Below are 13,454 nucleotides of genomic sequence, written 5' to 3' on the forward strand. Positions count from 1 at the left end.
GGCCCACGGGACCCCCCGCATGGCCGTCATTATGCGGGACGAGCCCGCGTGGGCCATGCGGGATGGGGGAATTGGCCGCCTCAGCCTTGGGTGCGGAACACCAGCGAGGAGTGTCCGACCCTGATGACGTCGCCATCGGCGAGTTGCCAGGTCTGCACGGGCGTCCCGTTGACAGTCGTGCCGTTGGTCGACCCGATGTCGGCAAGAGTCGCGCTCTGGCCGTCCCAGGTGATCTCGAGGTGACGTCGCGACACCCCGGTGTCCGGCAGGCGGAAGTCCGCGTCCTGACCCCGGCCGACGACGTTGCCGCCCTGCTTGAGCGCGTAGGTGCGGTTGGAGCCGTCGTCGAGCTGCAGCATGGCGTTCAGCTGCCTGCCGCCACCAGGTCCGGGCGGTGGGTAACCCTGCTGCCCGTAGGGGTCGCCGCCGGGCGGCGGAGCCTGCGCCGGGTAGCCACCGGGCGGGCTCGGCGGTGCGGCGTAGCCCTGGTCGTAGCCGGGGGCGGGCGGTTGGCCGTAGCCCTGGTCGTAGCCGGGGCGGGCGGTTGGCCGTAGCCCTGGTCGTAGCCGGGGCCGGTGGCTGGCCGTAGCCCTGGTCGTAGCCGGGGGCGGGTGGCTGGCCGTAGCCCTGGTCGTAGCCGGGGGCGGGCGGTTGGCCGTAGCCCTGGTCGTAGCCGGGGGCGGGCGGTTGGCCGTAGCCCTGGTCGTAGCCGGGGGCCGGTGGCTGGCCGTAGCCCTGGTCGTAACCGGGCTGTCCCTGTCCGTAGCCGTACTGGCCCTGCTGGCCGTACGGATCACCCTGGTCGTATTGGCCGTAGCCGCCGGGCTGGCTCATTGGTCGGTCTCCTGCGTCGCTGGGTCGTGCTGACCGTGCCGAAGCCCCGGCGCCATGTTGTTTGACGTCGGGGTCGACGGTCGAGCGGGTCCTGAACTTTCCAGTATGCAGCGCCTCATTGCGCTCGAGCGAAACTACGACGTCACCATAGGTGTCCCAGCCGTGCTCGGCGAGGTGCTGTGCGACTGCTTCGGCGAGCACTCGGGTGACCCGCTGCTCGTCTTCGGCCATCCGGTCGTAATCGGTGGCTCCCAGAGACACGATGTAGTGATTGGGCGCGAGTTTGCGCCCGCCGGCGAGCTCGCGAACGTTGTCCTCACACTCACGCTCCAGTTCATGCGCCACTTCGGCAGTGACGACGTTGCCACCGAATATCCGCGCGAAGGCGTCACCCACGAGCGATTCGAGGCGCCGATCGAAGCGCTGTACGCGTCCCACCGGGCGACCTCCTCCCTCCTGGCTGGCCTTCCGATCGCATCGTATCTGGGATCGGGGCTCGAAACACCGGGGCCGGTGAAACGGGCATCCGGCGCCTGCTACGCTGGTCTGGCTGCTGCGGTTACTCGGGCGAGTGGCGGAATGGCAGACGCGCACGGTTCAGGTCCGTGTGTCCGGAAGGACGTGAGGGTTCAACTCCCTCCTCGCCCACCAGATCACTCATCTCACGCGCATGTCCTCCAAGCTATGAGCGGGCTTGCTCTTCATGGTGACGGTCGCGGGCTCTGGAGCAAACCGCTTGCATGTCGACCGTTCAGGTACGCGCGGTCTGTCAGGAGGCCGTAACTACGCAGCGCGTTCGCGCCGCCCCGTGCCCGCCGCTCCCTGCCGCGCATCCGGCAGTCGCGGCACAACACCTGGCCTGCGACGCCGTGGCAGCAGCTTCACCCATAGTCTTGTGGTCTGGATCAGGTAGGGGCGGGAGGCCTTGTCCATGACAGCACAGTGGTCGGCGCGAACACGGGCGGTCGTCGCCGGACGACCCACCGGTGACACCGAACCGATGAACGTTCCCATCGTCGCTGCAAGCAGCCTCGGTCTGGGCTATTCGAGGGAGGACGGCACCGCTACGTGGGCCGCACTCGAAGCGGCCATCGGCGAACTGGAGGGCGGGACGGCCACCGCGTTCGCGTCCGGGATTGCGACGGTCTCGGCCGTGCTCGACCTGTTCGAGGTGCCGGTGACCGTAGCGGTGCCGGTCGACAGCTACGCGGGCACCCGTGGCGTGCTCGAGCACGGTGAGCGCACCGGTCGCGTGCGGATCGTGCGGGTAGCGCCCGAGGACACCGGCGCGTGGATCGCCGCGGCGGCCGAGGCCGATCTGCTGTGGCTGGAGTCACCGACCAATCCCAGCCTGTACCTCGTGGACATCACCGCCGTCGCGAACGCCGCGGCGGCGCAGGAGCGGCCGCCCAGAATCGTGGTGGACAACACGTTCGCGACCCCACTGGGACAGCAGCCGCTCGCGCTGGGGGCCGACATCGTGGTGCACAGCGCGACGAAGTTCATCGGCGGGCACAGCGATCTCCTGCTCGGCCTCACGGTGACGGCGGAGGAAACCCTTGCCGCAGGCCTGCGCGACGCGCGAACCAGGGGTGGTGCCACGCCTGGTGCGCTGGAAGCCTGGCTGGCGCTTCGCGGGCTGCGCACCCTCGCGGTGCGGTTCACCGAAGCGTCGGAAACGGCCGGGCTGCTGGCTCGGCGGCTGTCCGAGCACCCGGCGGTGACCAGGGTCCGTTACCCGGGTTCTGGCGCGATGCTGGCTTTCGAGGTTGCCGACGCCGAGGCGGCCGACCGGATGTGCGCCAAGCTGCGGCTGATCCGGCACGCCACGAGCCTCGGCGGCGTGGAGAGCACCGTTGAACGTAGAGCCGCGCGGGCCGGTGACTCGCACGTGCCGGGTGGTCTACTCCGGTTGAGTGTGGGGCTCGAGGACCCCGAAGATCTGTGGCGCGATTTGGACTGTGCGTTGTAGTCAGTGAACTAGGGGGGCCATAATTTCACTCGAATGAGTGCCGCTTAACGCTGCTTTGATGCTCTGTGTATGCTCCGCTCTCGCTGGGAAGTCTGATCTTCACTCGAAGCGGGGGAACGAAATAGTCCCGCGCTCTCTGGAATGTGGGCTAAGGAGATTCATGCGCAGCAGAAGAGGCAGAACGGGCGGCAAGGGGGCTGCCAGATTCGGCGCGGTCGTCGCAGGTGTGTCCATCGCCGCACTGCTCGGCGGTGTCCCCGCCGCGGCCGAAGAGGCGCGGGGCAATATCGATACAACGCATGGCACGGCCGGCTATACGGTCAATCTCGGCGACGGCAAGGACCGAAGCACCGAACTGTTCGAGTTGGACCTGGACGGTGGTAACTCGCTGCGGTCCTACTGCGTCGAGATCGACGTCTCCATCGACCCGAAGCGGTCCTTGCGGGAACGGCCGTGGGACGAGTTCCCCAACCCGCATTCGCCCTTCCACGAGAACCGCAACGAGATCAACTGGGTGCTGCACCACGGCTACCCGGCCAACGGCCTGGACGCGCTCGCGGGCGTGCTGACCGACCAGGGCGCCGAACTCCACGATGGTCTGGACGAAAAGGAAGCCATCGCGGCTACCCAGGCCGCCGTGTGGCACTACAGCGACGACGAGGACCTCGACCGCGACGACCCGGCGAAGGGCAAAGGGGCCGACGCCAACGCCGACGCGGACGTGCTCGCGCTTTACGACTACCTCACCGGTGAGGCCAACGTCGGCATCGGCGAGCAGCCCGACCCTGCGCTCGAACTGACTCCCGAGGAGATCGCGGGCAACGCGGGCGAGAAGCTCGGCCCGTTCACTGTCTCGACGACAGGCGACATCACCGGCCTCAGCAGCGAGTTGCCCGAGGGCGTGACGCTGACCGACTCCGAGGGCAACGAACTCGAAGGCGGCGACATCGCCGACGGCACCGAGATCTACGTCGACGTGCCCGCCGACGCGCAGGACGGGGAAGGTTCCTTCGAGCTCGAGGCCAGCGCCCACCTCGACACCGGCAGGCTTTTCGTGAGCGAGGGCTACGGCAAGAAGCCGGCACAGTCGCTGATCGTCGCCGCCTCGCAGCGTACGAAGCTGACGGCGGGCGCGGGAGTGCAGTGGCAGGCCGCGCCGCAGCCGACGACGCCGCCCGAGACCACCACGACCGAGGCGCCGAGCACGACGTCTCAGGTGGCCGCCCCGCCGACGAGCGACGCCTCGGTCTCGCCGCAGGCCAGTGAGGACTCCCTGGCGCAGACCGGGTTCTCCGCGCTGACACCGATCCTGATCGGCGTCGGACTCGTGGGTGCGGGTGTGGCAGCGCTGCTGCTACAGCGCCGCCGCAAGAACGCCTGACGGCCGAGTGGCCATGAGAAGGCCCCTGAAGCCGCGCGGCTTCAGGGGCCTTCTCGGTTGGTTCAGTCCTGCTTCTCGATGGCCTCGGCGAGGGAGAGGATGCGGCGGGCGTTGTCCACATGCAGGTTCTCGATCATCCGGCCGCCGACGGTGACCACACCGAGCCCCTTGGCACGGGCCTGCTCGAACGCGTCGATGATCTCGCGAGCCTGCTCGATCTCCTCTTCCGACGGCGCGAAAACCCGGTTGCAGGGCTCGATTTGCCCGGGGTGGATCAGCGTCTTGCCGTCGAAGCCGTACCGCCTGCCCTGCAGGCACTCGACCTCGAAGCCTTCGGGGTCACGCACGTCGTTGTAGACGCCGTCCAGGATCGCCTTCCCCGCGGCCCGGGCCGCGAGCAGGCACAGCGACAACCCGCCGAGCAGCGGCCCCCTGCCGGGCACGAACTCGGCGTGCAGTTCCTTCGCCAGATCGTTGGTACCCATCACCAGCACGGTCAGCCGCTCGCTGGCCGTGGCGATCTCCTCAGCCCGCAGCATCGCGACGGGCGTTTCCAGCATCGCCCAGATCGTGGTGTGCTCTGGCGCGCCGCCGAGTTCGAGCGCGCGCTCGATGTTCTGCACATCGCGGGCCGAGTTGATCTTTGGGACGACCACGGCCGCCGGACCAGCCTGCGCGGCCGCCCGCAGGTCGGCGTCGTGCCACTCGGTGTCCAACCCGTTGACCCGGATCGTCACCTCTTTCGAGCCGTAGTCACCCGAGGCGGCGGCCGCGCACACCCGGTCCCTGGCTTCCTCCTTGGCCTCCGGCGCGACCGCGTCCTCCAGGTCGAGGATCAGCGCGTCGGCCGGCAGCGTCTTCGCTTTCTCCAGTGCGCGCTCGTTGGCTCCTGGCAGATACAGAACGGAGCGGCGGGGTCTCACGAGAGGGCCTCCTCGGTGGCGGCGTCGTACGCCTTCGCCAGTTCAGGGTCACGTTCGGCAAGGGCATCGGCCAGTTCGGCCACCACCCTGCACTGCTTCACCGAAGCGTCATCCTGCATCTTGCCGTCGATCATCACCGCGCCGGTGCCGTCGCCCATGGCGGCGATCACCTTGCGTGCCCATGCCACGTCCTCGGGCGTGGGGGAGAACACCTTCTTGGCGATGTCGATCTGCGCGGGGTGCAGGCTCCACGCGCCGACACAGCCGAGCAGGAACGCGTTGCGGAACTGGTCCTCGCACGCCACCACGTCACGGATGTCGCCGAACGGTCCGTAGTAGGGCAGGATCCCGTTCAGCACGCAGGCGTCCACCATGCGGGCCACGGTGTAGTGCCACAGGTCCTGCTGGTACGTCGTGCGACCGGCGTGCAGGTCGTCGCCGACCGGGTCGGTGCGAACCAGGTAACCGGGATGCCCACCGCCGACCCTGGTGGTCTTCATCCGGCGGCTCGCGGCGAGGTCGGCGGGCCCCAGTGAGATGCCCTGCATCCGGGGGCTCGCGCCCGCGATCTCCTCGACGTTCGCGACGCCGCTCGCGGTCTCCAGGATGGCGTGAACCAGCAGCGGCCTGCGCAGTCCCGCCCGTGCCTCCAACTGGGCGAGCAGCCGGTCGACGTAGTGGATGTCGGCAGCACCCTCCACCTTCGGCACCATGATGACGTCGAGCTTGTCGCCGATCTCGGTGACGAGGGTGATGAGGTCGTCAAGCACCCACGGCGAGTCGAGGCTGTTGATCCGGGTCCACAGCTGGGTGCCGCCGAAGTCGTTCTCCCTGGCGATGCGCACCAGCCCCGCCCTGGCCGCCTCCTTGCGGTCGGCCTTCACGGCGTCTTCGAGGTTTCCGAGCAGGACGTCGACCTTCTTCGCCAGGTCGGGCACCTTCGTCGCCATCTTCCCGTTGCTGGGGTCGAAGAAGTGGATCATCCTCGACGGCAGCGCCGGGATTTGCCTCGGCGGTTGTGGCGCACCCACGGCCAGGGGTGCGAAGAAGTCCTTCGGCGAGCGCATCGTGCTCCTTGCAGCAATCGGTACTACCGGCCCGTAACCCTAGCCCGGCCGCTGAGGGAACCGCTGCGGCAGATGTCACCTCACAGTCGCATGAGTGAGTGGTCGTTGCCGGGCTTCACCGAGACGGCGCTGCTCGGCGAGGGTGGATTCGGCCGGGTCGTGCTGGCCAGGCGGGACGCCACCGGCGAGCATGTGGCGATCAAGTACCTGTACCCGCGCCACCTCGGCGACCCGGCCAAACTCGCCGAGTTCCGCGCGGAGGCTCACGTGCTGAGCAGGGTGAACAGCCCGCACGTCGCGCGGCTGTACCAGTTCAGTGAGACCGGCCAGGGTGCCGCCATCGTCATGGAGGCGGTGGCGGGGGTGAGCCTGCGCGCGGTGCTGTCCGCGGCGGGCGTGCTGCGGCCCGAGTCGGCGCTCGCCGTGCTGAAGGGCTCGCTGCTGGGGCTCGCCGCCGCGCACGCCGAGGGCATCGTGCACCGCGACTACAAGCCACCGAACGTGCTTGTCTCACCCGACGGGCAGAGCAAGTTGGTGGACTTCGGCATCGCCGTGCTCGCGGGGCAGGCAGGCGCGCCCGTCGGCACTCCCGCCTACATGGCGCCCGAGCAGTGGAGCGGTCTCGCGGTGGGCCCCGCCACCGACGTCTACGCCGCCACCTGCGTGTTCTTCGAGTGTGTCACCGGAAGGCGACCGTACGAGTCCACCGACACCGAGTGGTTGCGCTCGCTGCACCAGCAGGCGCCGGTGCCCTCGCACGCGGCTCCGGAAGCCGTGCGCGGGCTGATCAGCAGGGGCATGGCCAAGGACGCGCGGCAGCGCCCCGCCACCGCCGACCTGTTCGTCGCCGAGTTGGAGGCCGCCGCCAGGTCCGCCTACGGCGAGGACTGGGAACGGCGTGGCAAGGGTTCGCTGGCCGCGCGGGCAGGCGTGCTGCTCGCCGCGTCGCCGCTTGCCGTGCTCGCGGCGAGTTCGGCGGTGGCGCCCGCCACCGGCGCCGTGATGGCGGGCGCGGGCAAGGGCATCGCGGCCGCGGCCGGAGCCAAGATCGCCGCGTCGGTGGTGGCCGCCGCGGTGGTGGCCGCGACGGCGACGGTGGTGGTGGTCACCAACCAGGGCACGGAGGCTCCCCCGGCGGACGGCAGGCCCTCCGTGGAGCAGGTCGCGCTGCAGGCGTCGGTGCGTGAAAGGCAGGAGGACTTCGGCGACTTCACGTTCAGCGGTCAGTACGTGCGGATCAGCGGTCATCCAGACCAGGAGATCCAGCGCAGGGCCAACGAACTGCTGATGGCTCCGCTCGACGACTGGATCGAGCACGCCCGTTCCGGGCTGCTCGGTCCAGACCCGGACGGGCGAGTTCCGGAGGCGACCACGCGGGTGGAGATCCTGCGCCAGGACGAGCGGGTGATCTCCGTGCGGTACAGCCGCTTGATCGCCTCCCCGCAGTTCGGCAACCGCGGAGGCTACGGCTTTCGGCTGGTCACGGTGGATCTCACCACGGGTGGGCCGCTGAACGCGCCGCAGGTGTTCGCCGATGCGGCGAGCAGCGCCGCGGGAGCCTCGCTGCTCGAGGAACCGATCCTGGCGCACGCGGGCGGTAGCTACTGCCCCGGTTCGCCGCAGGTGCAGGCACCGATGTCGCCCCGGTTCCTGACCGAGCCGTACACCGCCGGAGGCGGCGATCCCGCGGTTCAGACCGGCTTCACTGCGGACGGGGTGGAGTTCCTTGTCTACGCCCCGGCCTTCGGGCACGCGATGGCCTGCGACTTCAAGTCCTATGTCGTGCCGTACCGAGAGGTCGAGGCACTGATGACCCGCCACGCCAGGGAAGTGCTGAAGAAGTGATCGCGGCCGAACACCGACACGCTTCGAAGGCGACCGTTCGGCCGGACGTCACCCATCCGGCCGCACCGTCGGGCCGAAGTCCCGAAACCGCCCATCGACCGATCACCGACCGTTCGGCGCCGCCGATCGCAGGTAGGCGCTGAACCCGCAGACCTGCTCCGTTGTCGCTGGTACCTAACTTATGTGCCGTTTGTTCGCGGCACGGAGATACGAATGCGTGGCTCGCACGAGAACGGCAGAGGGAGGCGGACTTCGTGGCGGTAACACGTGGGCAGACCGCGGTGACGAGCGGTTCGAACAGCACCCGGTCGGTCCCCAGCCGTGTCGTGCCGCCTGTCGAGCTTCCGGCGGACCCCGACCGGCTCGCCCGTGAGGCGGCGGCCCGGCTGGGCTGGGACGGGGTCGTGCTCCCGCACCGAAAGCTGTTCGGCAGGCACGTGTCCGTCGTGGCCAGGCTGCGGTCCGAGGCGCACGCCGAGCGGATCGCCATCGGTGTGGAGCCGGTGACCGATCGAGCCACCGTGGCCACCTGGACCTGGCCGGAGTTGGCGCCGACGGCCCCGCCCGCCGCGGTGCGTGTCGTGGGTGTGCTGGCAGTGGCAAGGCATTGGCGCACCGGGATGGCGGCGGCGGTCCCGTTCGCCCGCTACGGCGAGGCGGCCATGGTGCTGCCGACCTCCGCGGCGCTGAGCCACGACTACGTCGACAACTGCCTGCCTCGAGCACGCGCCTACGGTCTGGGTGTGGTGACCGCGGACGAGGACGTCACCATGGAGCTGGACCTGGCTTCCCGCGTCGACCGGATCACGCTCGGCGAGGACCCCGTTTCCCGCTGGATCAACGAGATGGCCTACGAGCAACTGCTCGCACTGGAAGCGCCCGCTCCGGCCGAGTGAACCAGAGCACGACGGATGCGAGTTGTCATAGCCGGTGGTCACGGCAAGATCGCGATGCGACTCGAGAAGCTGCTCGCGGCGAACGGTGACACTGCCGTGGGGATCATCCGCAACCCCGACCACGCGGCCGAGCTCCGTGACGTAGGGGCGCACCCGGTGGTGCTCGATCTCGAACGGGCCGAGGTGGACGACGTCGCCGAGGTGCTTTCGGGCGCCGACGTGGCCGTGTTCTCGGCCGGTGCCGGTCCCGGTAGTGGTGCCGTGCGCAAGGACACGGTGGACCGTGCGGCGGCCGTACTGTTCGCGCGCGCCGCCGAACGCGCCGGTGTGCGTCGCTTCGTGCAGGTCGGTTCCATGGGAGCGGGCAGACCCGTCGACGCCGAGCAGGTGGGCGAGGTGTCCGCGGCCTACCTGCGTGCGAAGGCCGCGGCCGAGCGGGACCTGCGCGAGCGGGAACTGGATTGGACCATTCTGCGGCCGGGCAGGCTCACCGACGAGCCGGGTACCGGGCTCGTCAAGCTCGCCGACGAGGTGGAGCGGGCGGACGTGCCCCGTGACGATGTCGCGGCGGTGCTGTTGCGGTTGCTCGCCGACTCCGCCACCGTGGGCCGCACTCTGGAGTTGACCTCCGGAAACACGCCGATCGAGGAGGCCGTGGCGCGCCTGTGATCGCGCTCGCGACACCGTTGCCACCTCAACCGACCGGCCCGAGCACTCGATCGAGGTAGGCGTTGGAGAACGTCGCTCCGGGATCGACCTGTGCGCGCAGCCGTACGAAGTCGTCGAAGCGCGGGTAGCGCTCGCGCAGCGCGGCCGCGTCGAGGTCGTGCAGCTTGCCCCAGTGCGGCCTGCCGCCGAACTCGCCTGCGATCCTGGCGAATCCCTCGAAGTACTCCCGGTACGGCATGCCCACGTACTGATGCACCGCGATGTAGGCGCTGTCGCGACCGTATGCCGTGGACAACCAGATGTCGTCGGCGGCCGCGACCCGGACCTCCACGGGGAAAGCCACCGGGTGCCGCAGCTTCGGCACCAGCGCGCGAAGCTCTGCGAGTACGTCGAGCACCGCCGACCTCGGCACCGCGAACTCCGACTCGACGAACCGCACCGCGCGCTGGGTGGCGAAGACCCGATGGGAGGCGTCGCTGTAGTCGCGGGCGGAAAGCACCGAGGAGGCGAAGCCGCCGAGTGAGGGCACCAGCCGGGGAACGGCGCGGCCGATCCGGCACAGCGCGCCGAAGGCCGCGTTCTCCATGACCGTGTAGTCGACGAACTCCCGCGCTCTGGAGAGCGGGCGTGGCCGCGTGCCCGCAGGTTGCCGGTTATTCCGCTTGACCAGCGCGTTCTTGCCGTAGGGGAACCAGTAGAACTCGAAGTGGTCGTTGTGTTCGGCGAGTTCGTGGAACTCGGAAAGTACTCGTTCGAGTGGTTCCGGACGTTCGCTGGCCGCGAGCACGAAGGCGGGTTCACACCGCAGGGTCACGGTGCTGATGACGCCGAGTGCGCCGAGTCCGACTCTCGCGGCGTCGAACAGTTCCGGCCGCAGTTCGCGCGAGCAGGTCACGATCGACCCGTCGGCCAGTACGAGTTCCAGAGCCTCCACCTGCGTGGCGAGGCCGCCGAACCGGGCGCCGGTGCCGTGCGTGCCCGTGGAGATGGCGCCCGCGATGGTCTGGGCGTCGATGTCGCCGAGGTTGCTCATGGCGAGCCCCATCGCGGCGAGCGCGGTGTTCAGTTCCCGCAGCGTGGTGGCCGAGCGCACGGTCACAAGGCCGGAAGCGGAGTCGGCCGACACGATGCCCTTCCACGCGCGAAGGTCGATCGTGTCACCGTCGGCCACGGCGATGCCGGTGAACGAGTGTCCGCTGCCTGGCACCTTGACCCGCTGTCCCTGCGCGGAGGCGTCAGCGACGATCTTGGCGATGTCCTCGGCGGTGAGCGGTCGGTGGACCCGGCGCGGCAGAGCGCTCTCGGTTCCCGCCCAGTTGGTCCACGGCTTCATGTACGCATCACGCCCTCGCAGTTTCTCCAACACGATAGGTGAACAGCATTCGTGTTTCAACGTCACTTGACGTACCGTGGGCCGCGTGACCACGGGAAACGCCAGCTACGACTCGGCGACGAAACACCTTGACCCGCCACTGGCGATTGTCGACCTCGACGCCTTCGACGCCAACGCGCACGACCTGACGCGTCGCGCGGCAGGGTTGCCCGTGCGGGTGGCCAGCAAGTCGGTGCGGTGCAGGCACCTGCTGGAGCGGGCGCTGGCCCGGCCGGGCTTTCGCGGCGTGCTCGCCTACTCGTTGGCCGAAGCGATGTGGCTGTTCCAACGGGGCAGCTGTGACGACATCGTGGTCGGCTACCCGTCGGTGGACCGCTCCGCGCTGCGCGCCCTCGCCGCCGACGACGCAGCCCGCGCCGCCATCACGATCATGGTCGACTCGCCGGAGCACCTCGACGCCGTCGATGCCGCACTCGGGCGTGAGCACCCGGAGATCAGGGTGTGCCTCGAGTTCGACGCGTCGTGGCGACCACTGCCCGGCGTGCACGTGGGAACGCGCAGATCACCGGTCTTCACGCCGCGACAGGCGGCCCGGCTCGCCGGGACCATCGCGGGTCGCCGTGGGTTTCGGCTTGCCGGCGTGATGGGGTACGAGGGCCAGATCGCCGGGGTACCTGACGGCGCGCCTGGTCTCCGGGGAGCCGTGGTGCGCTGGATGCAGCGGCATTCCGCCGCCGAACTGGCTCCTCGCAGGGCAGCCGTGGTGGAGGCGGTGCGCGCGGTGGCCGACCTGGAGTTCGTCAACGCGGGCGGCACCGGAAGCCTCGAACTGACCAGGGTCGAACCGGCGGTCACCGAGGTCACCGCTGGGTCCGGGCTGCTCGGACCCGCGCTGTTCTCCCGCTACTCCCGCTTCACGCCGCGACCGGCGGCACTGTTCGCGCTGCCGGTGGTGCGCCGCCCCACTTCCCGGATCGCGACCCTCTTCGCCGGTGGCTACGTCGCCTCCGGCAAGGCCGGGCCGTCACGGCTGCCGTCGCCCTACCTGCCGTCCGGGCTACGGCTGCTCGGAGTGGAGGGCGCGGGAGAGGTGCAGACCCCCGTCACCGGTGACGCCGCACGGTCGCTGCGGCTGGGTGACCGGGTGTGGCTACGCCACGCGAAGTCCGGGGAGTTGGCCGAACACTTCACCGAGTACCACCTCGTGGCGGGTGAGCGGGTGGAATCGTCGGTGCCCACCTACCGGGGAGAGGGGCAGTGCTTCGGCTGACGGCGAGGCGATGAGTTTTTCGGCGCGGGCGAGTCCAACTGCCGGAAATCGGAACGGAAGGAAGACGCCCGATGCGTAACGTCAAGCTGTGGATGCAGGTTTCTCTCGACGGCTACATCGAGGGACCGAACGGCGAGTTCGACTGGCCTGCCTTCGATGAGGAGATGCAGACCTTCGCGGTGGAGCAGGCGGCGGACATGGGTGGCTTCCTGTTCGGCAGGAAGGTCTACGAGGGGATGGTCGCGTACTGGCCGGACCCCACCCGCTTCGGCGAGGCTACGGAACTCGATCTGGAGTACTCGCGGATCTGGAGGCCGATGCCCAAGGTCGTCTTCTCCCGAACGTTGGAGCACGCCGACCACAACACCACCGTCGTTGCCGACAACATCGCCGAGGAGGTCGGCAAGCTCAGCGAGCAACCTGGCGGTGACCTCGTGCTGTTCGGAGGCGCCGAGATCGCCGCGACGTTCATCCGCCTCGGCCTCATCGACGAGTACTGGCTGTTCGTGCACCCGGTCGTACTCGGAGGCGGCAAGCCGCTGTTCCCCGAACTCGCGCAGCGGCGCGACCTGCGCCTACTCGCCACCCGCACCTTCGGCTCGGGTGCCATACACCTGCGCTACTCGCCGAACTTGCCGGCCAGGTAACCCTTGATGAGCGCCTTGGTCTCGGCGATCACGTCGGGGTCGCCCTGCGGGTCTGTCCGAAACGCCAGGTTGAGCAGCCCGTCAGCGGCCTCGACCGCGATGGAGATGGGAAGGATGAGCTCCTCCCGCTCGACCCCGACGTGCTCGATGATCAGGTCGGCGAGGGAATCGGTGATGACCCTGTTGTTGGTGCGGCGGTCGTCGAGCAGCCGGACGTCCACCACATCACCGAAGTGCACCCGGGAGAATCCGGGTACTTCGCGGTGCATCCGCAGGTAGATGTCGAGCAACGAGTCGACCACGTCCCACCAGTTCTTGGGATCGAGGGTGCTCAACCGCTCGTTGACGGCCGCGATGAACCGTTCGAGGTTTCGCTGTGTCAGTGCCTGCACCACGGCGCGCTTGTCGGGAAAGAACTGGTACAGCGAGCCCACCGCGACCCCCGCGCGTTTGGCGATGAGCGTGGTGGTCAGCGCCTCGTAACCGAGTTCCTGCAGCAGTTCGGCACTGGCGTCCAGCATTCGCTCGACACGCTGCGCGCTGCGTTGCTGGACGGGTCGCCGTCGTAACGGCGTCGTCTCGGTGGGCTTCACGGCCTGGTTCTCGGACACGTCGCG

General features: G+C 69.1%; 11 protein-coding genes, 1 tRNA gene and 1 pseudogene. 8 read left to right on the plus strand and 5 right to left on the minus strand.

Translation table 11 applies throughout. From position 1 onward, the window contains the following. Window positions 1-80: 80 nt before the first annotated feature. Window positions 81-1,272, minus strand: a pseudogene (locus SACMADRAFT_RS01030) (FhaA domain-containing protein). Window positions 1,273-1,399: 127 nt separating this feature from the next. On the opposite strand from SACMADRAFT_RS01030, the gene SACMADRAFT_RS01035 reads away from it, so the two are divergent. The 3 genes from SACMADRAFT_RS01035 (at window position 1,400) to SACMADRAFT_RS01045 (ending at window position 4,187) form a co-directional block, all read left to right on the plus strand. After that, window positions 1,400-1,485 (plus strand) — tRNA-Leu (locus tag SACMADRAFT_RS01035). A 280-nt stretch (window positions 1,486-1,765) separates the two neighbouring features. Then, window positions 1,766-2,806: a trans-sulfuration enzyme family protein gene (locus tag SACMADRAFT_RS01040; protein WP_009151913.1), complete on the plus strand. Its 1,041-nt coding sequence runs from the start codon at window positions 1,766-1,768 to the stop codon at window positions 2,804-2,806. A gap of 160 nt (window positions 2,807-2,966) precedes the next feature. Then, window positions 2,967-4,187 carry a thioester domain-containing protein gene (locus SACMADRAFT_RS01045; protein WP_009151914.1) on the plus strand — a complete coding sequence of 407 codons (1,221 nt, stop codon included), beginning with the start codon at window positions 2,967-2,969 and terminating at the stop codon, window positions 4,185-4,187. A 62-nt stretch (window positions 4,188-4,249) separates the two neighbouring features. Here the strand turns inward: SACMADRAFT_RS01045 and SACMADRAFT_RS01050 are convergent, their stop codons facing one another. Then, on the minus strand, window positions 4,250-5,110 hold the full coding sequence (locus tag SACMADRAFT_RS01050) for an HpcH/HpaI aldolase/citrate lyase family protein (RefSeq protein WP_009151915.1): 861 nt from the start codon (window positions 5,108-5,110) through the stop codon (window positions 4,250-4,252). After that, the gene (locus SACMADRAFT_RS01055) at window positions 5,107-6,177 is read right to left on the minus strand and encodes an HpcH/HpaI aldolase/citrate lyase family protein (protein WP_009151916.1); all 1,071 of its coding nucleotides are present in this window, start codon (window positions 6,175-6,177) and stop codon (window positions 5,107-5,109) included. Before SACMADRAFT_RS01055 ends, SACMADRAFT_RS01050 begins: the two co-directional genes overlap by 4 nt. A 90-nt stretch (window positions 6,178-6,267) precedes the next feature. Here SACMADRAFT_RS01055 and SACMADRAFT_RS28380 point away from each other — a divergent pair, with 90 nt between their 5' ends. From SACMADRAFT_RS28380 to SACMADRAFT_RS01070, 3 genes are all read left to right on the plus strand, one after another. Then, a complete protein-coding gene (locus SACMADRAFT_RS28380; protein WP_009151917.1) occupies window positions 6,268-8,022 on the plus strand; it encodes a serine/threonine-protein kinase in 1,755 nt (584 codons plus the stop codon). A 254-nt stretch (window positions 8,023-8,276) separates the two neighbouring features. Further along, the gene (locus SACMADRAFT_RS01065) at window positions 8,277-8,918 is read left to right on the plus strand and encodes a hypothetical protein (protein WP_009151918.1); all 642 of its coding nucleotides are present in this window, start codon (window positions 8,277-8,279) and stop codon (window positions 8,916-8,918) included. Window positions 8,919-8,933: 15 nt separating this feature from the next. Next, window positions 8,934-9,587, plus strand: a complete 654-nt coding sequence (locus SACMADRAFT_RS01070) for an NAD(P)H-binding protein (protein ID WP_009151919.1) — start codon at window positions 8,934-8,936, stop codon at window positions 9,585-9,587. Between the two features lie 25 nt (window positions 9,588-9,612). Here SACMADRAFT_RS01070 and SACMADRAFT_RS01075 read toward each other — a convergent pair whose 3' ends face one another. Continuing rightward, window positions 9,613-10,920 carry a D-arabinono-1,4-lactone oxidase gene (locus SACMADRAFT_RS01075; RefSeq protein ID WP_009151920.1) on the minus strand — a complete coding sequence of 436 codons (1,308 nt, stop codon included), beginning with the start codon at window positions 10,918-10,920 and terminating at the stop codon, window positions 9,613-9,615. A 76-nt stretch (window positions 10,921-10,996) separates the two neighbouring features. Here SACMADRAFT_RS01075 and SACMADRAFT_RS01080 point away from each other — a divergent pair, with 76 nt between their 5' ends. Together SACMADRAFT_RS01080 and SACMADRAFT_RS01085 are read left to right on the plus strand one after the other, a co-directional pair. Then, on the plus strand, window positions 10,997-12,190 hold the full coding sequence (locus SACMADRAFT_RS01080) for an amino acid deaminase/aldolase (RefSeq protein WP_009151921.1): 1,194 nt from the start codon (window positions 10,997-10,999) through the stop codon (window positions 12,188-12,190). Window positions 12,191-12,261: 71 nt separating this feature from the next. Continuing rightward, window positions 12,262-12,837: a dihydrofolate reductase family protein gene (locus SACMADRAFT_RS01085; protein ID WP_009151922.1), complete on the plus strand. Its 576-nt coding sequence runs from the start codon at window positions 12,262-12,264 to the stop codon at window positions 12,835-12,837. Here the strand turns inward: SACMADRAFT_RS01085 and SACMADRAFT_RS01090 are convergent. Then, window positions 12,810-13,448 carry a TetR family transcriptional regulator gene (locus SACMADRAFT_RS01090; RefSeq protein WP_009151923.1) on the minus strand — a complete coding sequence of 213 codons (639 nt, stop codon included), beginning with the start codon at window positions 13,446-13,448 and terminating at the stop codon, window positions 12,810-12,812. The two genes, SACMADRAFT_RS01085 and SACMADRAFT_RS01090, sit on opposite strands and share 28 nt — an antisense overlap. Window positions 13,449-13,454: the final 6 nt, after the last annotated feature.

The sequence above is a fragment of the Saccharomonospora marina XMU15 genome (assembly GCF_000244955.1).
GTDB classification, from domain to species: domain Bacteria; phylum Actinomycetota; class Actinomycetes; order Mycobacteriales; family Pseudonocardiaceae; genus Saccharomonospora_A; species Saccharomonospora_A marina.

What these genes read in the sequence shown, in the direction of transcription:
- SACMADRAFT_RS01045 (WP_009151914.1), top strand. Translation starts at nt 2,967, where the DNA reads ATGCGCAGCAGAAGAGGCAGAACGGGCGGCAAGGGGGCTGCCAGATTC.
- SACMADRAFT_RS01040 (WP_009151913.1), top strand. Translation starts at nt 1,766, where the DNA reads ATGACAGCACAGTGGTCGGCGCGAACACGGGCGGTCGTCGCCGGACGA.
- SACMADRAFT_RS01075 (WP_009151920.1), bottom strand. Translation starts at nt 10,920, where the DNA reads ATGAAGCCGTGGACCAACTGGGCGGGAACCGAGAGCGCTCTGCCGCGC.
- SACMADRAFT_RS01055 (WP_009151916.1), bottom strand. Translation starts at nt 6,177, where the DNA reads ATGCGCTCGCCGAAGGACTTCTTCGCACCCCTGGCCGTGGGTGCGCCA.
- SACMADRAFT_RS28380 (WP_009151917.1), top strand. Translation starts at nt 6,268, where the DNA reads ATGAGTGAGTGGTCGTTGCCGGGCTTCACCGAGACGGCGCTGCTCGGC.
- SACMADRAFT_RS01070 (WP_009151919.1), top strand. Translation starts at nt 8,934, where the DNA reads ATGCGAGTTGTCATAGCCGGTGGTCACGGCAAGATCGCGATGCGACTC.
- SACMADRAFT_RS01085 (WP_009151922.1), top strand. Translation starts at nt 12,262, where the DNA reads ATGCGTAACGTCAAGCTGTGGATGCAGGTTTCTCTCGACGGCTACATC.